An 18,528-nucleotide genomic window follows, 5' to 3' on the forward strand; every position below is an offset into this window, starting at 1 on the left:
GTGTAGATCCCGCTACTTTTCCGGCGAACCACCTCAACTCCGAGCTTGGCTGCCACGCAGATGTGAGCGCTCACACCACCGCCTCCTCCGTGTCGACGACGACACGTCAGCGGACGCGAGCCGACATGCCGGCGTGCTGGTCCCGACAGAGAGCGAGTCATCATGCCCACGACGCCCGAACAGCCGCACCACCACGGACGGGGTCGACGAGCAGCCGCGCTCGTCGCCACCACCGGACTGCTCCTGACCATGCTCGTCGCGCTGGCGAACCCGGCGCAGGCGGCCTCGACGCTCGGCGCGTCGGCGGCCGAGAAGGGTCGGTACTACGGCACCGCGATCGCCGCCGGGAGGCTCGGCGACTCGACCTACTCGACGATCGCCAACCGTGAGTTCGACATGATCACGGCCGAGAACGAGATGAAGATGGACGCGACCGAGCCGAGCCAGAACCAGTTCAGCTACACCAACGGCGACCGCATCCTGAACTGGGCCCTGAACAACGGCAAGCGCGTCCGCGGCCACACGCTGGCGTGGCACGGTCAGCAGCCGGGGTGGATGCAGAACATGTCCGGCAGCGCGCTGCGCAGCGCCCTGCTCAACCACGTGACGCAGGTGGCCACCCACTACAAGGGCAAGATCTACGCCTGGGACGTGGTCAACGAGGCGTTCGCCGACGACGGGCGCGGCAGCCGTCGCGACTCCAACCTGCAGCGCACCGGCAACGACTGGATCGAGGCCGCGTTCCGCGCCGCCCGCAACGCGGACCCGAACGCGAAGCTCTGCTACAACGACTACAACACCGACGGCATCAACGCGAAGTCCACGGGCGTCTACACCATGGTCCGGGACTTCAAGTCGCGCGGCGTCCCGATCGACTGCGTGGGCTTCCAGGCACACCTCGGCACGAGCCTGCCCGGCGACTTCCAGGCGAACCTGCAGCGCTTCGCCGACCTCGGCGTGGACGTCCAGCTCACCGAGCTCGACATCCAGCAGGGCAGCAACCAGGCGAGCATGTACGCCGCCGTGACCAACGCCTGCCTCGCGGTGTCGCGCTGCACGGGCATCACGGTGTGGGGCGTGCGCGACTCCGACTCGTGGCGCACGGGGGCCAACCCTCTGCTCTTCGACTCCTCCGGCAACAAGAAGGCCGCCTACACGTCCGTCCTGAACGCCCTCAACGCGGGCGGCGGCGGCGGTGGTGGCGGCGGTGGCGGCTCGACCTCGATCGACACCTCTGCCTGGTACGTGCTGGTCAACCGGAACAGCGGGAAGGCGCTCGACGTCTACAACCTGTCCACCGCCGACGGCGCCCGGATCACCCAGTGGACCCGCAACGACGGCAACCAGCAGCAGTGGCAGTTCACCAGCTCCGGCGACGGGTACTACGAGATCAGGTCGAGGCTCTCCGGCAAGAACCTGGACGTCTCCGGCAGGTCCACGGCTGACGGTGGCGCGATCGTGCAGTGGACCGACAACAGCGGGGCCAACCAGCAGTGGCGCGCCACGATCACGAACGGGTACGCCACCTTGCTCAGCCGGCTCAGCGGCAAGGCCCTCGAGGTGCAGGGTGCCTCGACGGCCGACGGCGCCAACATCGTCCAGTACAGCAGCTGGAACGGTGCCAACCAGCAGTGGCAGCTCGTCCGCGTCGGCTGACCGACACCCGTAGCAGGGGGGGGGCGCCGACCGGCGCCCCACCCTCACGACCCCCGAAGGAGTGGGACAGATGAGCAGGACTCAACATCCACCGAGGCGGCGCCTCCAGGCGTTCCTGATGGCGATGACGGTCGCGATCACCGGCGCGGTCGCCGTGGTCGCCGCGTCGGCAGCGAGCGCCGCGTCGATCGACACCAACGCGTCGTACGTGCTGGTCAACCGCAACAGCGGCAAGGCACTGGACGTCTACAACCTGTCCACCGCCGACGGCGCCCGGATCACCCAGTGGTCCCGCAACGACGGCGCCCAGCAGCAGTGGCAGTTCGTCGACTCCGGCAGCGGCTACTACCGGCTCAAGTCCCGCCTGTCCGGCAAGGTCCTCGACGTCACCGGCCGGTCCACCGCCGACGGCGCCGCCATCATCCAGTGGACCGACGCCAACTCCACCAACCAGCAGTTCTCCATCCAGGACATCGACGGCTACATCCAGCTCATCAGCCGCAACAGCGGCAAGGCCGTCGAGGYCCAGGGCGCCTCCACCGCAGACGGCGGCAACATCGTCCAGTACGCGGACTGGAACGGCACCAACCAGCAGTGGCAGCTCGTCCGCCTCGGCGGCACCAACCCCACCACGCCCCCGCCGACGGGTGGTTGCGCCCTGCCGTCGAGCTACAGGTGGAGCTCCACGGGCTCGCTCGCCACCCCAAGGTCCGGCTGGGMCTCGCTGAAGGACTTCACCACGGCCCCGTACAACGGCAAGCAGCTCGTCTACGCCACGACGCACGACAACGGCTCGTCGTGGGGCTCGATGAACTTCGGCCTGGTGAACAACTTCTCCGAGCTGGGCTCCGCATCGCAGAACGCCATGTCGTCCGCCACCGTGGCCCCGTCGCTCTTCTACTTCGCGCCGAAGAACATCTGGGTGCTCACCTACCAGTGGGGCGGGACGGCGTTCTCCTACCGGACGTCCAGCGACCCGACCAACCCGAACGGGTGGTCGTCGGCCCAGGCCCTGTTCACGGGCAGCATCTCCGGCTCCGGCACCGGTCCCATCGACCAGACCGTCATCGGCGACGGCACGAACATGTACCTGTTCTTCGCCGGCGACAACGGGAAGATCTACCGCGCGAGCATGCCCATCGGGAACTTCCCGGGCAACTTCGGCTCGAGCTACACGACCATCATGAGCGACTCCACGAACAACCTGTTCGAGGCCCCTCAGGTGTACAAGGTCAAGGACCGGAACCAGTACCTGATGATCGTCGAGGCGATCGGCTCCAACGGTCGGTACTTCCGCTCGTTCACCGCCACGAGCCTCTCCGGCTCGTGGACACCGCAGGCGGCCAGCGAGAGCAACCCGTTCGCGGGCAAGGCCAACAGCGGTGCGTCGTGGACCAACGACATCAGCCACGGTGAGCTCATCCGCACGAGCGCCGACCAGACGATGACGATCGACCCCTGCAACCTGCAGCTGCTCTACCAGGGTCGTTCTCCCAGCTCCGGCGGGGACTACGGCCTGCTGCCGTACCGCCCGGGCCTGCTGACCCTCCAGCGGTAACCACGCACGCAGAAGGGCCGGCCCCCGCCTGGGGACCGGCCCTTCTGATGTCAGGTCAGGCGTCGGTGGTGGCGGCGGCAGCGATCTTCTCGCGCACCTCGTCCATGTCCAGCGCCTTCACGGCCTCGACCACCTGCTCCAGCGCGGGAGCGGGCAGCGCTCCGGCCTGGTTGAACACCAGGATCCCGTCGCGGAAGGCCATCAGGGTCGGGATCGAGAAGATCTGCAGCTCGGCGGCCAGCTCCTGCTCGGCCTCGGTGTCGACCTTCGCGTGCACGACGTCAGGGTGGTTCTCCGAGGAGTCCTCGAAGACGGGCCCGAACCGCTTGCACGGCCCGCACCACTCTGCCCAGAAGTCGACAAGGACGATCTCGTTGTCCTTGATGGTCTGGCCGATCGTGCTACCGGTCAGCTCAGTCGTCGCCATGACGTTCCTCCAGTCCTCGGTTACCGCCATATAGAGCACGCAACCACCCACGACTATTCCCGAGGGTGGCGGGACGCACACCTCGGGAGGCGTGGATCCGCGCGGCGTGCCCGTCGCGGGCGCTCCCGGCGAGGTAGACATGGTCAGTGACCGCTTCCGCCGAGTACCCCCGCGGCCCCGAACGTCCGGCCGGCTGGCTCAGCCCCGAGGAGATCGGTCGCGCCCGCACGCAGCTGCCGATCCTCTACATCGACGCGATCCCCGTGCGCGTGGACGACTCGGGCGACGTCGTGCAGGTGGGCCTGCTGCTGCGCGTCACGCAGGAGGGAGTCATGTCCCGGGCGCTGATCAGCGGTCGCGTGATGTACCACGAGCGGGTGCGCGACGCGCTGCTGCGGCACATCGAGAAGGACCTCGGCCCCGTGGCGCTCCCGCAGATCCCCGCGTCGCCCCAGCCGTTCACGGTCGCGGAGTACTTCCCGACGCCCGGTGTGACGCCGTACCACGACCCCCGCCAGCACGCGGTGTCGCTCGCGTACGTGGTGCCGGTGCTCGGCGACTGCCGGCCGCAGCAGGACGCCATCGACCTCGCGTGGATGACGCCCGAGGAGGCGTGCGCGCAGCAGATCCAGTTCGAGATGAACGGCGGGCAGGGCCTCCTCCTCCGCCAGGCGATGGGATACGTCGGCCGGCTGCCGTGACCGAGGGCAGGTTCGTGCTGGCACGCATCCTGCACGGGATCGTCCTCGTCGCGGCCGGCGTGGGCATCCTCATGGAAGTGGTCACGGCGCTCGGCGCGCAGGACCTCACGACGCGGCTGGTCCGGCTGTTCAGCTACTTCACGATCCAGTCGAACATCCTGGCGGCCGTCGCGTCCGGGATGCTCCTGTGGCGCCCGGACCGGCGCGGGCGCGTGTTCGCGGTGCTACGGCTCGACGCGCTGCTGTGCATCGCGGTGACGGGGATCGTCTACCACTCGGTCCTCGCGGGCCTGCAGGAGCTGACGCAGGCGGGCGCCGTCTCCAACTTCCTGCTGCACACGCTGTCGCCCGTCGGCGCGGTCGCGGCCTGGCTCGTCGTCGGGCCCCGTCCCCGGCTCTCCCCCGCCGTCGTCGGCTGGTCGCTCGTCTACCCCCTCGCCTGGATCGCCTACACGTTCGTCCGGGGCGCGATCGTCGACTGGTACCCGTACCCGTTCCTCGACGTCTCGCAGATCGGGTACGCCTCGGCGCTGGTGCGCACGGGCGTGGTGGCGGTGGTCTTCCTCGCGCTCGCCTTCGCGACCCTGGCGCTCGAGCGGGTCCTGCCGCCGGCACCGCGCCCGGTCAGAGACTGAGCTCCGGCCAGTCCGCCAGGTCGGCGCGCATCCGGCGGTCGTGCGTGGCGACGACCACCGCGGCGGACGTCGCGCGCAGCGCGGCCGTGAGCTCGTCGACCAGCCCGACGGACAGGTGGTTCGTCGGCTCGTCGAGGATGAGCACGTGCGGCGCCGCGAGCAGCGCGCACGCAAGGTCGAACCGGCGCCGCTGACCGACCGAGAGCTCGCGCAGCGGCCGGTCGAGGTCCTCCTCCGTGAGCAGACCGAGTGCGGCGATCGGGACCAGCTGACCGGGATCGAGCAGCTGCGCCTCGAGGAGCGTCAACGCGTGGCGGGCGTACGCGTCGAACCCGGACAGCTGCTCGGCGGCCCCGGCAGCGCGCGGATGGGCGACGAGGGCCGCGGCGTGCTCCGTCGGCCCCTCCTGGGCGAGCACCCCGAGCCGCACGCCGGGCGCGATCGAGCGCACCCCGCGGTCGAGCCGGACGGACCCCGCCAGCGCCGCGAGCAGGGTCGACTTGCCGGAGCCGTTGGGTCCGGTGACCAGCAGGCGCCCGCACGCCGGGACGTCGACGCGCACCCCGGCGAGGTCGAGGCGACCGGTCACCCGCGGCGCGCGCAGGTCCAGGAGCGGCCCGGTCGGCGGCTGCGGCGGGAGCGAGGGCAGGTCGGGGAACGTGAGCACCAGCGGCGGCGTCGGCACCTCCACGGCGTCGGCCTCGAGCTTCTGGATCAGCCGGTCCGCTGCCTTGACGTGACCCCGCGCGCGGGTGGCACGCCGGTGCGTCTGGGAACCCTTGGGCGGGCGCCACTCGTCGGAGAGGTTCTCGTACGTCGAGTCGAGCCGCTCGGCCAGCTGGACCGCACGCTTGCGCTCGGCCCGGTACCGCGCCCGCCAGCGCCGGATCATCTGGCTCTTGAGGAAGCGGTAGTCGGAGTAGCGCGTCGCTCCGTACAGCGCGGGGCGGCCGTCCATGGCGGGATCGAGGTCGAGGATCGCGGTCATCACGTCGTCGAGCAGACGGCGGTCGTGCGTGACGATGACGACCGCCCCGGGCCACTCCCGCAGGCGGGCGGTCAGGTAGTCGATCCCCGCCGCGTCGAGGTGGTTGGTGGGCTCGTCGAGGAGCAGGAGGTCCGCACGCTCACCGATCCGGCACGCCAGCCGCACCCGGTACCGCTCGCCGACGCTCAGCTGGTCCAGCCGCCGGTCCGCCTCCCGCGGGGCCCCGAACCGCGTGAGCGCCTCGTCGACGCGGCGGTCGGCGTCCCAGGCGGCGAGGTGCTCGTAGCGGGCGACAGCGGCGGTCAGCCGCGCGAGGTCGCCGGACTCGTGGTCGAACCCCGCGATCGCCGCCTCGAGCTCTCCTGCCGCCGCCCGGATGCCGCCGAGGGCCTCCGCGACGAAGGTGCCGACGGTCGCGCCGCCGGGTGCGTCGAGCTCCTGCTCCACCGAGGCGAGCGTGCCGCTGCGCCGCACGGTGCCGGTCTGCGGTGCGAGCTCGCCCGCGAGGACCCGCAGCAACGTCGTCTTGCCGGCCCCGTTCTCGCCGACGACGCCCACCCGGTCCCCCGCACCGACCGCGAGGTCGACACCGTCGAGCACCGGGTGCCCGGGGTAGCCGTAGGTCACCCCGTCCGCCACCAGCTGAACGTGGCCGTCAGACACCGCGGGTCATCCCCCGAGCACCCGCACCAGCGTCGGGACGAGCGCGCGGAACGCCGTGCCGCGGTGGCTGATCGCGTTCTTCTCCGCGGGCGTGAGCTCCGCGCACGACCGGGTGTCGCCGGTCGGCACGAGGATCGGGTCGTACCCGAAGCCGCCGGSGCCGCGGGGCTCGGTCGCGAGCACACCCTCGAGCGTGCCGGTCTCGACGTGCTCGAACCCGTCCGGGGTCACCAGCGCGGCCGCGCACACGAAGCGCGCCCCGCGGTGCGGTTCCGCGATGTCGGCCAGCTGCGCGAGCAGGAGCGCGAGGTTGGCTGAGTCGTCGCCGTGCCGGCCGGCCCAGCGGGCGGAGAAGATCCCCGGCGCCCCGCCGAGGACGTCCACGCTCAGCCCGGAGTCGTCCGCGACCGCGGGCAACCCGGTGAACGCCGCGAGCGCGCGCGCCTTGATCAGCGCGTTCTCGGTGAACGTCAGGCCGTCCTCGACGGGCTCGGGGGCGTCGACGTCCCGCGCTCCGACGACCGACTCCGGGTCGAGCCCTGGCAGGACCGGGGCGAGGATCGCGCGCAGCTCGCCGACCTTGTGGGCGTTGTGCGTCGCGAGAACCAGGCGGGCGTTCACCGGGCCAGCCGGGTAGCGGACCCGTCGCCCGGTGCCGAGGCCAGCGCCGCGACCTGCAGGGCCGTGAGCTGGGCGGTGCCGGCGACGGCGAGATCCAGCAGCGAGTCGAGCTCGGCCCGGTCGAACGGCGCGTGCTCGGCGGTGCCCTGCACCTCGACGAACGTGCCCGACCCGGTGACCACGACGTTCATGTCCGTCTCGGCGCGCACGTCCTCGACGTAGGGCAGGTCCAGCACCGGCAGCCCGTCGACGATGCCGACGCTCACGGCGGCCACGGAGTCGCGCAGGACGACCTTGTTCTTGGGGATGTGCTTGTTCTCCACAGCCCACGCGACCGCGTCGGCGAGCGCGACGTACGCGCCCGTGATCGAGGCGGTCCGGGTGCCGCCGTCGGCCTGAAGCACGTCGCAGTCGAGCACGATCGTGTTCTCGCCGAGCGCGGAGACGTCGATGATCGCGCGCAGCGAGCGACCGATCAGCCGGGAGATCTCGTGCGTGCGGCCCCCGACGCGCCCCTTGACCGACTCGCGGTCCGAGCGGCTGGACGTCGCGCGCGGGAGCATCGAGTACTCGGCGGTGACCCAGCCCTCGCCGGAGCCCTTCTTCCAGCGCGGCACGCCCGGCGTGAACGACGCGACGCAGAGCACCTTGGTTCCGCCGAACTCGACGAGCACGCTGCCCTCGCCCGCCTCCAGGAAGCCGCGCGTCAGGGTCACGGGACGGAGCTGGTCGGGGGCACGTCCGTCGGCGCGGACGCGCGTCGGGCTCCCGGTCGCAGACGAGGTGGTGGCAGCAGAAGTCATGACGACGAGCCTAACGGCGCGCCCCGACACCCCCGGACGCCGGCAAGAACCCGTCGCCGACGAGGCCGCGGCATGCACCGCGCGCCCCGACACCCCCGGACGCAGCGAGAACTCGTCGCCGACCAGGCTGGCACCCCGGACGTCCGCGCTCCGGAGGGCCGGAACCCCCTCGAGTGCGGACGTTGCGGTCCTCAGAGGACGTGCACTCCGCCGGGGTGGGCCAGCTCGATCGGCCCGTCGTACACCGCGGACGCCTCGGCGACGGTCACCGCGGGGTCGTTCCAGGCCGGGATGTGCGTGAGCACGAGCAGGCCCGCTCCCCCGCGCGCCGCGGCCTCACCGGCGCGTCGGCCCGTCAGGTGGACACCGCGCGAGGCGTCGTCGCGACCCTCGACGTACGCCGCCTCGGAGAGCAGGAGGTCGACGCCCGCGGCGAGGGCGTCGAGGCCCTCGCACGCGTCGGTGTCCCCCGTGTAGGCGAGCGTGACRGTCCGGGCGGGATCCGCGTCGCTCGGCCCGGAGACCCGGATCCCGAACGCGGGGATCGGGTGCTCGACGGGCACGGGCTGCAGCACGAGCGGCCCCACGACGACGGGCGATCCGGCACGCCACTCGACCACGTCGAACTGCCCGTCGGTGCTGGTGGCGGGGTCCTTCCCGGCCAGCTGCGCGAGGCGCTCCGAGGTCCCGGTCGGCCCGTGCACCGTGACCGGGGCGCAGGGCCCCTCCGGGCGGTACCTGCGCAGCACGTTGAGCACCACCATGTCGGCCACGTGGTCGGCGTGCAGGTGCGACAGACCGATCGCGTCGAGGCCGGTGGGGTCGCCGTACCGCTGGAGGGCGCTCAGGGCGCCGTTGCCGAGGTCGAGCAGGACGGTCCACGTGCGCCCGTCGGCGTCGTCGGCCTGGACGAGGTACCCCGAGGCCGCCGAGTCGGGGCCGGGGAACGAGCCGGCGCAGCCGAGGACAGTGAGCCTCATCGCAGTGCCGCGCTGGACTCGACGGTCTCGACCTCCGGGCCGAGGAAGCGCCGGGCGAGGGTGCGGAACTGCGCCGGGTCGCCCGTGGCCAGGAACCGGTGCGTGGGCGGACCCGCCGCGGGGTCACGCTCCAGGTCGTGCGCGACGAGCGTGCGGTAGACGTCCTTGGCGGTCTCCTCGGCGCTCGACACGAGGGTGACCTCCTCGCCCATGACGTAGGAGATCGCCCCGGTGAGCAACGGGTAGTGGGTGCAGCCGAGGACCAGGGTGTCGACGCCGGCCTCCCGGACCGGGTCCAGGTACTCGTGGGCGTACGCGAGCACCTCGGGGCCGGAGGTGATGCCGGCCTCGACCAGGCGCACGAACTCCGGGCACGCCCGGGTGGTCAGCTCGATCCCGGGCGCCACGGCGAAGGCGTCGTCGTACGAGCGCGACTCGACCGTGGACTTGGTGGCGATGACCCCGATGCGCCCCGACCGGGTGGCCGCCACGGCACGTCGCGCGGCGGGCAGGATCACCTCGACCACCGGGATGCCCCGGCGCAGCGTGTACCTCTCGCGGGCGTCCCGCAGCATGGCCGACGACGCGGTGTTGCACGCGATGACCAGCAGCTTCACGCCGGCGTCGACCAGGTCGTCCATGACCTCGAGCGCGTGCGCCCGCACGGCGGCGAGCGGCTTCGACCCGTACGGGGTGTTCAGCGTGTCGCCGATGTAGAGGGTGGACTCCTGGGGCAGCTGGTCGAGGATCGACCGGGCAACGGTGAGCCCGCCGACGCCGGAGTCGAAGATGCCGAGGGGGGCGTCGTTCACGCGGACGAGCCTAACCGCTGCGCGCTCACGGTTCGCCCGGGCGACCGGCGGCGCGCAGGTCGTGCAGCAGCACCTCGACGAGCGACTCCTGAAGCCAGCTCAGCGCGCCGTACACGGCGACCAGGTACCGGCGGGCGGCGGGGTCGAGGGTCTCGGCCGCCTCCTGCGCGACCTCGGCCTGCGGCGAGTCGAGCAGGGTGTCGTACAGGTGCTCGGCCTGCTCGTCGGTCCGGATGCCGAGGCGCTCGGCGAGCACCAGGCGCAGGTCCGTGATCGCCGCAGCGACGTCCCGCGCGTCGTCCGGGGCGATGACGAGCGCGTCAGCGCGCCAGCCGTCGGTGGGCGTCGTCAGCGCGTCCCAGAACCGGGCGAGGCGGGCGATCTTGTCGGCCCGCAGGTCGTCCTCGGTCAGCCGCCGGAACTCCGCGGAGATCTCCGGGTCGTCGCGCGAGGCGTCGGGCAGGAGGCGTCGCACGGCGGGGTCCGACGGGGGTGCCAGCGGCTCGATCCGCATCCGCGGGCTTCCGTCCCCGGCAGGGACCGGGTCCCGCGACTCCAGGCGACCGCCGCCCAGCAGCTCGGCGACGTCCGCGACGAGAGCCGCGACGACCTCGCGCTCGTCCGCGTCGAGGCGCGCGGCGTACATGCCGCGGCGGCGCTTGAAGCCGCGCATCACTGCCCGCTGCGCTGGAGCGTCGCCCAGAGCCCGAACCCGTGCATCGCCTGCACATCGACCTCCATCGCCTCGAGCGAACCGGTGGAGACGACCGCCCGGCCCTGCTCGTGCACCTGCTTCATGAGCTTCTCGGCCTTCGCCCTCGGATGCCCGAAGTACGACTCGAACACGTACGTCACGTAGCTCATGAGGTTGACCGGGTCGTTCCACACGATCGTCACCCACGGATCGGCGACGTCGGTCTTCTCCTCCTCCTCGACCATGGCGTCGGGAAGGGTCTGCACTGGCACGCCGTCCACTGTAGGTGGGCGCCGCGCCGGTCGGGCACACGCGCCCTACGTTGGGCCCATGACCGACCCGCACCCGCCCAGCGTGGCGCTGCTCACCGACCGCTACGAGCTCACCATGCTGCAGGCCGCCCTCGCCGACGGGACCGCGGACCGGCGCTGCGTCTTCGAGGTGTTCACCAGGCGGCTCCCGGCCGGCCGGCGGTACGGCGTGCTCGCGGGGACCGGGCGGGTCCTGGAGTCCCTCGAGAGGTTCCGGTTCGGGGCGCCCGAGCTCGACTGGCTCGCCGACGAGCGCGTGGTCGACGACGCGACCCTCACGTTCCTCGCCGACTACCGGTTCACCGGCTCTGTCGTCGGGTACGCCGAGGGTGAGGTGTTCTTCCCGTCGTCCCCGGTGATGGTGGTCGAGGGCACGTTCGCCGARGCCGTGCTGCTGGAGACCCTCGTCCTGTCGATCCTCAACTACGACTCGGCGGTCGCGTCCGCTGCGTCCCGCATGACCAGCGCCGCCGTCGACCGGCCGTGCCTCGAGATGGGGTCGCGTCGAGCGCACGAGGACGCGGCGGTCGCGGCGGCCAGGGCGGCGGTGGTCGCGGGGTTCGTGGGCACGTCCAACCTCGAGGCAGGACGGCGGTACGGCCTGCCGACGATCGGCACCGCGGCCCACGCCTTCACGCTGCTGCACGACGACGAGGCGGCGGCGTTCGCCGCGCAGGTCGCGTCGCTCGGCACCGGCACCACGCTGCTCGTCGACACCTTCGACGTCCGGCGCGGCGTGGAGCTCGCGCTGGCGGCGGCCGGGACCGGGCTGGGCGCGGTGCGGCTCGACTCCGGCGACCTCGGCGTCCTGGCGCACGAGGTGCGGGCGCAGCTCGACGAGGCAGGCGCGCAAGGCACGAAGATCACGGTGACGTCTGACCTGGACGAGTACGCGATCGCGTCGCTCGCGGTCGCTCCGGTGGACTCCTACGGGGTGGGCACGTCGGTGGTCACCGGGTCGGGGGCACCGACGTGCGGGATGGTCTACAAGCTGGTCGCCCGCGAGGGGGCCGACGGAGCGCTGGCGCCGGTGGCCAAGGCGGCGCGCGGGAAGATCAGCGTCGGGGGCCGCAAGGCGGCCGCGCGGAGACTGGGGGCCGACGGCCGGGCAGTGGAGGAGGTGCTCGTCACGGGCCGCGACGACGACGTCCGCACCTGGTCGTCCTCCGACGCGTCGCTGCGCGCCCTGCACGTCCCGCTCGTCACCGACGGGGTGGTCGACACCGACTGGACAGGGCCGGACGGCGTGCGCCGGTACTGCGGAGTGTGTTCCGTCGAGCTAGACGCGCGAGCGGCCCCGGCCGACCAGCCCGAGGATCAGGCTGACGACGAGCACGATGACGCCGATCCAGATGAGGAACTGGCCGATGTTCGTCGCCACGCCAAGGATGACGAGGACGACGCCGACAAGGATGAGGATGAGCCAGGTAGGCATGGTTGACCCTTTCGATCTGTGGTCACCGATCAGGCACTCCGGGGGTACCCGGCGCCGTGTGTCACAGGACAACGGTGGCAGCCCTGACCGCACTCGGCACGTCGAGAGAAAAGTTGCGCCGGGGAACCGAAATGCTATGTGGTCGCGCGTCCAGGGCTCTGACCTGCGGCTTTAGTACCGAAATGGCCCGTCCGCATGATGAGACGGCCCTTGCAAGTCACCCACTCGTGGATGTAATCGCGCGATGCTCATCGAGCGCGGGCCCGGCGCACGTCAGCGCTTGCCGACGAACCACCCGCGGACCATCGCCACGCGCGCGGTGAGCTGGTCGGGATCGGCCAGGGCGACCTCCGGCCCACCGCACCGACGTCGCAGCTCGTTGTGCACCGACCCGTGCGGCTGTCCGCTCTTGCGCGCCCACGCCCCCACCAGCTGCGACAGCTCCTTGCGCAGCTCCGCCTGCTTGCGGTGGTCCATCTCCGCCAGCGCCTCCGCGGACGCGCCCTTGTTCTTCCGACCGCTGATCTGGTCGGCCTGTCGTTGCCGCAGGAGCGCGGAGACCTGGTCCACGTCGAGCAGCCCCGGGAGCCCCAGGAAGTCCAGCTCCTCGTCGGAGCCCATCTCCGCGCCCGTGCCGAACTCGCCACCGTCGAAGAGCACCCGGTCGAAGGACGCCTGCGCCTCGAGCGCCTCGAACGCCCCCTGCTTGCCGTCCGGACCGATCTCGTCGGCGCCGTTGCGCTCCTGGTTCGCCTCGTCCAGCAGCCCGTCGTCGAGCCCGACGTCGATCCCCTGCTCCTCGAGCGTCTTCGGGCGGTCCAGCGCGTGGTCCCGCTCGAGCTCCAGGGTGTTGGCCAGCGCGAGCAGCTGCGGCACGCTCGGCAGGAACACCGAGGCGGTCTCCCCGCGCCGGCGCGCCCGCACGAACCGGCCGACCGCCTGCGCGAAGAACAGCGGCGTGGCGGTGCTGGTCGCGTACACGCCCACGGCCAGCCGGGGCACGTCCACGCCCTCGGAGACCATCCGGACGGCCACGAGCCAGCGGGAGTCGCCCGCCGAGAACGCGTCGATGCGGTCGCTCGCGCCGTCGTCGTCCGAGAGCACGATGGTCGGGGACTTCCCGGTGATCCGCGCGAGGTGGCCGGCGTACGCGCGCGCGTCGGTCTGGTCCGTGGCGATCACCATGGCGCCCGCGTCGGGGATGGCCCGGCGCACCTCGGTCAGGCGACGGTCGGCCGCCGCCAGCACGCTCGGGATCCACTCGCCGTTCGGGTCCAGGGCCGTGCGCCACGCCTGTGCGGTGATGTCCTTGGTGAGCGGCTCCCCCAGGCGGGCACTGATCTCGTCGCCGGCCTTGGTGCGCCACCGCATCGAGCCGCTGTAGGACAGGAAGATCACCGGCCGCACCACGTGGTCGCGCAGCGCGTCGCCGTACCCGTACGTGTAGTCGGCCACGCTGCGCCGGATGCCGTCGCCTCCGCGGTCGTAGCGCACGAACGGGATCGCGGCCGTGTCGGAGCGGAACGGCGTGCCCGTCAGTGCGAGCCGGCGGGTGGCGCCCTCGAAGGCCTCGCGCACCGCGTCGCCCCAGGACAGGGCGTCGCCGCCGTGGTGCACCTCGTCGAGGATGACCAGCGTCGGCGCGGCCGCGGTCCGGGCGGCGTGCAGCGCGGGCTTGCTGGCCACCTGGGCGTAGGTCACCGCGACGCCGTCGAACCCGTGCCCGTGCCGGCCCTGTGCGTTGCTGAAGTTGGGGTCGAGCGTGATGCCCACCCGGGCAGCCGCGTCGGCCCACTGCCGCTTGAGGTGCTCGGTGGGCGCGACGACCGTCACGCGCCGGACCAGCTTGGCCTCGAGCAGCTCGGTGGCGATCCGCAGCGCGAACGTCGTCTTGCCGGCGCCGGGCGTGGCCACCGCGAGGAAGTCACGCGGGTTGGCGGTCCGGTAGTGCTCGATCGCCTCCGCCTGCCAGGCGCGCAGCTTGCCCGCCGTCCCCCAGGGCGCACGCGCGGGGAACGCCGGCGGCAGCTGGGACGCCGCCGACGAGGACGCGTGGGTCGAGGGGAGGGAGGACGGGCGCGGGGCGGCCGTCACGCGCCGCCGCTGCCGGGGTTGCGGCCGAAGCCCCACTTCCGGCCGCCGCCGGAGTCCTTGCCACCCTCGTTCTTGTCGCCGTCCTGCGGCTCCCGGAGACCCTCGTAGATCTCCTTGCAGACCGGGCAGACCGGGAACTTGTTCGGGTCCCGGCCGGGCACCCAGACCTTGCCGCAGAGGGCGATGACCGGCTTGCCGCTGATCGCGGAGTCGAGGATCTTCTCCTTGCGCACGTAGTGCGCGAACCGCTCGTGGTCCCCCGGCTCGACCTGCTCCGTGGTCTCCTCGCGCTCCAGCACGCTGGTCGACGTGCCCGGGTCCGAGGAGAACGGGTCGTCGGGTCCGGTGCGCTGCGGCAGGGGCTCGGTCATGGCGTGAAGTGTACGTCGGGGCTCGGACACGGTCCCGGCGCGTCCGCCGGTGGGACGGGGCTCAGAGACCCTGCCAGGCAGGCTTGGAGGCGAACGTCTCGCGGTAGTAGCCGGCCAGCTGCAGGCGGCTCGCAGCGGCGTCGTCGACGAGCACCGTGACGTGCGGGTGGTGCTGCAGGACCGTCGCGGGCCACATGGCGCTGACCGGCCCCTCGACCAGCTGGTGCACGGCCTCGGCCTTGCCCTTGCCGGTGGCCACCAGGATCAGGTGGCGAGCGGACATGATCGTCGCCAGCCCCTGCGTGAGGACGTGCTGCGGGACCTGGTCGACGTCGCCGCCGAAGAACCGGGCGTTGTCCTCGCGCGTCTGCCGGGTGAGCGTCTTGATGCGCGTCCGCGACGCGAGCGAGGAGCCGGGCTCGTTGAACGCGACGTGCCCGTCGGTGCCGATGCCCAGGATCTGCAGGTCCACGCCGCCCACGGACGCGATCGCGTCCTCGTACGCCGCGCAGGCCCCGACGAGGTCCTCGGCAAGTCCGTCCGGCCCCTGCACCGCGCCGGGTGCGAAGTCGACGCGGGAGACGAGGTCCTTCTCGATGACGTTGCGGTAGCGCTCCGGGTGGTCGGCGGCGAGCCCGACGTACTCGTCGAGCATGAACGCGCGGGTGCGGGCGAACGACAGCCCGTGCTCGGTGTGCCGGCGGGCCAGCTCGTCGTAGACGGCGAGCGGGCTCGATCCGGTGGCGAGCCCCAGCACCGCGTCGGGCTGCGCCCGCACGAGCTGCTCGACGGCCGAGGCGGCCAGGCGTCCCAGCTCCGGACCCGGCGCGATGACGACCTCCATCAGACGTACTCCCCTCTGCCCAGCAGGGCCGCACCGACCGCGCCGACGGGAACGTCGGCGGGGGCAAGACTCACACGCTTCGCCAGACCCATGGTGGCGAGGAACGGAGACGCCTGCGCCTCCCTCTCGAGCTCCGCCGTGACCGCCCGCAGCAGCGGCTGGCCGAGCGCGCTCACGCCGCCGCCGATCACCACCAGCTCGACGTCGCAGGTCAGCACCAGGATCCGCACCGCGGCGGCGACCGCCCACGCGAACTGGTCCCGGATCTCGACCGCGCGCGCGTCACCGGCCTCGGCCGCGGCGAACAGCTCCTCGGGGGCGGGACGTCCGTACCGGCTGGGCCAGGCGGCGTCCAGCGCCGACCCGGAGGCGTACTGCTCGAGGCAGCCCAGCTGGCCGCACTTGCACGGCAGCCCGTCGGGCACGAGCGTCAGGTGACCGATCTCCCCCGCCCCGCCCGTGGACCCCCGTCGCAGCCGGCCCTCGAGGAGCAGACCGGCGGCCAGGCCCGTGCCGAGCGCCAGGAACGCGAGGTCGTGCACCACGGCGTCGTCCGTCGAGGCGTGCTCGCCGTCCACCGTGTGGGCGGCGCCGACGACCGCGACCGTCAGGTCGTTCTCCACGCGGACGCGCACCCCGAGCCGCTCGGCGACCAGGGCCGCGAGCGGGGTGCGCTCCTCGATGCCGAGGTTGACCGCGTGCTCGACGGTGCCGTCGGTGGGGTCGACCACCCCGGGCAGGCCGATGCCCACCCCGGCCAGCTCGCCGACCGCGATGCCCGCGCCCGCGGCCAGCTCCTCGACCACGGCGACCGCCGTGGCGACCACCCCGGCAGCTCCGGCGACCGTGGCCGACCGCAGCTGGTGGCGGACCACCCCGCCGGCGTCCAGCAGCACGCCGAGCACCTTGGTGCCCCCGACGTCCAGTCCGACCGACCACGGCCGCGCTCCCCCGTCCGACGTGCGCCTCGGCGGCGTCGGGATCCCCTGCGTGCTCACGTCAGCCCTTCACCGCACCCGCGACGAGCCCGGACGTCATCTTGTTCTGGACGAAGAGGAAGAACACGATCACGGGGATCGCGATCAGTGCGGACCCTGCCATGACCACGCCCCAGTCGGTGGCCCGGTTGGACTCGACGAGCCCCTGCAACCAGAGCGGGAGGGTGCGCTGGGCCGGGTCGGTCATGACGACGAGGGCAAGGGTGTACTCGTTCCACGCCTGCAGGAAGCCGTACACGCCGGCGGCGACCAGCCCGGGGGCCAGCAGCGGGAACGTGATGCGGAAGAACGCGCCGGTGCGTGACAGGCCGTCGACCATCCCGGCCTCCTCGAGCTCGATGGGCACGCCGGCCACGAAGCCACGCAGCATCCAGATGGTGAAGGGCAGGATCGCCGCGGTGTAGACGAGCGCGAGGCCCGCCACCTTGTTCACCAGGTTCCAGCCGTCGAGCATCTGGTACTGCGAGATGAACAGGCCCTCGGCCGGGATCATCTGCACCACGAGGATCGTCAGGATGAAGCCCTTGCGGCCGCGGAACCGGAACCGGCTCACCGCGAGCGCCGCCAGGAACGCGAAGATCAGGGCGGCGACCAACACGATCGCGACCACCGCGAGGGACACCCGCATGGACGCCCAGAAGCTCGGGTCGTCGAGCACGCGCCGGAAGTTCGACAGTGTCCCCTGGACCGGGAAGAACGTGGGGGTCGGCGTCTGCAGCTTGTTCAGCGGCAGGAAGGCGCTGTTGATCATCCAGTAGATGGGGAACACCCAGGCGACCGACAGGACGACGGCCAGCACGCCGAGCGCGCGGCGACCGCCGCGGGACTGCGCGCGTCCGGCCTCCGAGGAGCGCACCGGGCGGCCCGCCACGGGGTCCAGCGTGGTCGGGGCGGGTGTGGCGAGGGCGCTCACAGCTCGTCCTCCTTCAGCATCTGCCGGATGTAGAACCCGGTGAGGGCGAGCGTGATCACCAGCATGATCGTGGCCAGCGCGCCGGCCAGCGAGAACTCGCTGGCGTACGAGTAGATGAGGGTGCCCAGCAGGTTGGTCTCGCGGGTCGGTGCGCCCGCGCGCTGGAGCACGTAGATCTGCGTGAAGACCTTGAAGTCCCAGATGACCTGCAGCAGCAGGACGATCGACAGCACCGGCCGGACCATCGGGATGGTGATGTTCCAGAACCGCTGGCGGGACGACGCCCCGTCGAGCTGGGCCGCCTCCATCGTCTCCTCGGGCACCTGCAGCAGCCCCGCGTAGACCGAGAACGCCACGAACGGCACGGACATCCAGACCACGATGACGGTCGCGACGAAGTAGAACGACAGCGGCTGGATGATCCACGAGTGGCCGGCCATGTCGTCCAGCCCGAAGACGTGGGCGAGCACGTAGTTGATGACGCCGTACTGCGAGTCGAACAACCACTGCCACACGGTCATCGACGCCAGAACCGGCGTGCCCCAGGCGAGCAGCAGCGCCACCTGCAGCGTGATGCGCGAGGCCCGGCCGATCCGGGTCATGAGCACCGCGAACGCGACGCCGACGAGCATGGTCACCGCGGCGTTCACCAGGCAGAACGCGATCGACCTGCCGATGACGGTCCACACGTAGGGGTCCGTCAGCAGCTCGGTGTAGTTCTGCAGGCCCACCCACTCGGCGGGCTGCCCGAACTGCTGGCGCAGGCCGTACTCCTGGAAGGAGATGACGAACTGGCGGACCAGCGGGTAGCCGAGCGCGACGCCCATGAGGATCGCGGCGGGGACGAGCAGGCCGTACACGCCGAGCTTGCGGCGGCGGCGGCGCGGGAAGACGACGGCTGCGTCGTCCTGCTGCAGCGCGGGGGCAGTGGCTGCCATGGGGAGAGCTCCTGTCTGGTGGCGCAACCGGGCCGGCCTGCGAGGGCAGGCCCGGCCGCACCGGGATCACCTGGTCCGGTCTGGCC

General features: G+C 72.0%; 19 protein-coding genes. 5 read left to right on the forward strand and 14 right to left on the reverse strand.

What is annotated here, in order from left to right; genetic code table 11:
- The first annotated feature begins 162 nt into the window (after positions 1–162).
- Both AC1DUQ_RS03225 and AC1DUQ_RS03230 read left to right on the forward strand, forming a co-directional pair.
- The gene (locus AC1DUQ_RS03225) at positions 163–1,656 is read left to right on the forward strand and encodes a glycoside hydrolase family 10 protein (protein ID WP_477062762.1); all 1,494 of its coding nucleotides are present in this window, start codon (positions 163–165) and stop codon (positions 1,654–1,656) included.
- A gap of 70 nt (positions 1,657–1,726) precedes the next feature.
- Positions 1,727–3,214, forward strand: coding sequence for a non-reducing end alpha-L-arabinofuranosidase family hydrolase (locus AC1DUQ_RS03230; RefSeq protein ID WP_477073380.1), 1,488 nt, complete (start codon positions 1,727–1,729; stop codon positions 3,212–3,214).
- A gap of 55 nt (positions 3,215–3,269) precedes the next feature.
- On the opposite strand, the gene trxA is transcribed toward AC1DUQ_RS03230, so the two are convergent.
- Complete coding sequence (gene trxA / locus AC1DUQ_RS03235; protein WP_055921401.1) at positions 3,270–3,641, reverse strand: thioredoxin; 372 nt, start codon at positions 3,639–3,641, stop codon at positions 3,270–3,272.
- Between the two features lie 146 nt (positions 3,642–3,787).
- Between trxA and AC1DUQ_RS03240 the strand changes: the two genes are divergently transcribed.
- Entirely contained in the window at positions 3,788–4,342 is a 555-nt protein-coding gene (locus AC1DUQ_RS03240; RefSeq protein ID WP_056092661.1) for an NUDIX hydrolase family protein, read from the forward strand.
- Entirely contained in the window at positions 4,339–4,977 is a 639-nt protein-coding gene (locus AC1DUQ_RS03245; protein ID WP_477073381.1) for a Pr6Pr family membrane protein, read from the forward strand. The genes AC1DUQ_RS03240 and AC1DUQ_RS03245 overlap by 4 nt, the downstream gene beginning before the upstream one ends.
- Here AC1DUQ_RS03245 and AC1DUQ_RS03250 read toward each other — a convergent pair.
- The 7 genes from AC1DUQ_RS03250 to clpS all read right to left on the reverse strand — a co-directional run bounded on the left by AC1DUQ_RS03250 (position 4,967) and on the right by clpS (position 10,783).
- Positions 4,967–6,628 (reverse strand): ABC-F family ATP-binding cassette domain-containing protein, encoded by a 1,662-nt coding sequence (locus AC1DUQ_RS03250; protein WP_477062765.1) that lies wholly within the window; start codon positions 6,626–6,628, stop codon positions 4,967–4,969. The two genes, AC1DUQ_RS03245 and AC1DUQ_RS03250, sit on opposite strands and share 11 nt — an antisense overlap.
- A 6-nt stretch (positions 6,629–6,634) precedes the next feature.
- Entirely contained in the window at positions 6,635–7,249 is a 615-nt protein-coding gene (gene rdgB / locus AC1DUQ_RS03255) for an RdgB/HAM1 family non-canonical purine NTP pyrophosphatase (protein WP_477073382.1), read from the reverse strand.
- Positions 7,246–8,052 (reverse strand): ribonuclease PH, encoded by an 807-nt coding sequence (gene rph, locus AC1DUQ_RS03260; protein WP_477062767.1) that lies wholly within the window; start codon positions 8,050–8,052, stop codon positions 7,246–7,248. Before rph ends, rdgB begins: the two co-directional genes overlap by 4 nt.
- Positions 8,053–8,243: 191 nt before the next feature.
- On the reverse strand, positions 8,244–9,032 hold the full coding sequence (locus tag AC1DUQ_RS03265) for an MBL fold metallo-hydrolase (protein ID WP_477062768.1): 789 nt from the start codon (positions 9,030–9,032) through the stop codon (positions 8,244–8,246).
- Complete coding sequence (murI, locus tag AC1DUQ_RS03270; RefSeq protein WP_056092652.1) at positions 9,029–9,844, reverse strand: glutamate racemase; 816 nt, start codon at positions 9,842–9,844, stop codon at positions 9,029–9,031. Before murI ends, AC1DUQ_RS03265 begins: the two co-directional genes overlap by 4 nt.
- A gap of 25 nt (positions 9,845–9,869) precedes the next feature.
- Positions 9,870–10,517, reverse strand: a complete 648-nt coding sequence (locus tag AC1DUQ_RS03275; RefSeq protein WP_477062770.1) for a DUF2017 domain-containing protein — start codon at positions 10,515–10,517, stop codon at positions 9,870–9,872.
- Positions 10,517–10,783 carry an ATP-dependent Clp protease adapter ClpS gene (gene clpS, locus AC1DUQ_RS03280; protein ID WP_477062777.1) on the reverse strand — a complete coding sequence of 89 codons (267 nt, stop codon included), beginning with the start codon at positions 10,781–10,783 and terminating at the stop codon, positions 10,517–10,519. Before clpS ends, AC1DUQ_RS03275 begins: the two co-directional genes overlap by 1 nt.
- 85 nt (positions 10,784–10,868) lie before the next feature.
- Here clpS and AC1DUQ_RS03285 point away from each other — a divergent pair, with 85 nt between their 5' ends.
- Complete coding sequence (locus AC1DUQ_RS03285) at positions 10,869–12,290, forward strand: nicotinate phosphoribosyltransferase (protein ID WP_477073383.1); 1,422 nt, start codon at positions 10,869–10,871, stop codon at positions 12,288–12,290.
- Between the two features lie 267 nt (positions 12,291–12,557).
- Here the strand turns inward: AC1DUQ_RS03285 and AC1DUQ_RS03290 are convergent, their stop codons facing one another.
- The 6 genes from AC1DUQ_RS03290 to AC1DUQ_RS03315 form a co-directional block, all read right to left on the reverse strand.
- Positions 12,558–14,378: a DEAD/DEAH box helicase gene (locus tag AC1DUQ_RS03290; RefSeq protein ID WP_477060782.1), complete on the reverse strand. Its 1,821-nt coding sequence runs from the start codon at positions 14,376–14,378 to the stop codon at positions 12,558–12,560.
- A complete protein-coding gene (locus tag AC1DUQ_RS03295) occupies positions 14,375–14,749 on the reverse strand; it encodes a DUF3039 domain-containing protein (protein ID WP_056092643.1) in 375 nt (124 codons plus the stop codon). Before AC1DUQ_RS03295 ends, AC1DUQ_RS03290 begins: the two co-directional genes overlap by 4 nt.
- Positions 14,750–14,810: 61 nt before the next feature.
- Positions 14,811–15,593: a glucosamine-6-phosphate deaminase gene (gene nagB, locus AC1DUQ_RS03300; protein WP_477060781.1), complete on the reverse strand. Its 783-nt coding sequence runs from the start codon at positions 15,591–15,593 to the stop codon at positions 14,811–14,813.
- Entirely contained in the window at positions 15,593–16,591 is a 999-nt protein-coding gene (locus AC1DUQ_RS03305; RefSeq protein ID WP_477060780.1) for an ROK family protein, read from the reverse strand. Before AC1DUQ_RS03305 ends, nagB begins: the two co-directional genes overlap by 1 nt.
- Position 16,592: 1 nt before the next feature.
- Positions 16,593–17,504, reverse strand: coding sequence for a carbohydrate ABC transporter permease (locus AC1DUQ_RS03310; protein ID WP_477060779.1), 912 nt, complete (start codon positions 17,502–17,504; stop codon positions 16,593–16,595).
- On the reverse strand, positions 17,501–18,442 hold the full coding sequence (locus tag AC1DUQ_RS03315; RefSeq protein WP_477060778.1) for a carbohydrate ABC transporter permease: 942 nt from the start codon (positions 18,440–18,442) through the stop codon (positions 17,501–17,503). The genes AC1DUQ_RS03310 and AC1DUQ_RS03315 overlap by 4 nt, the downstream gene beginning before the upstream one ends.
- Positions 18,443–18,528: the final 86 nt, after the last annotated feature.

The organism is Cellulomonas sp. P4_B5_2, from assembly GCF_056402235.1.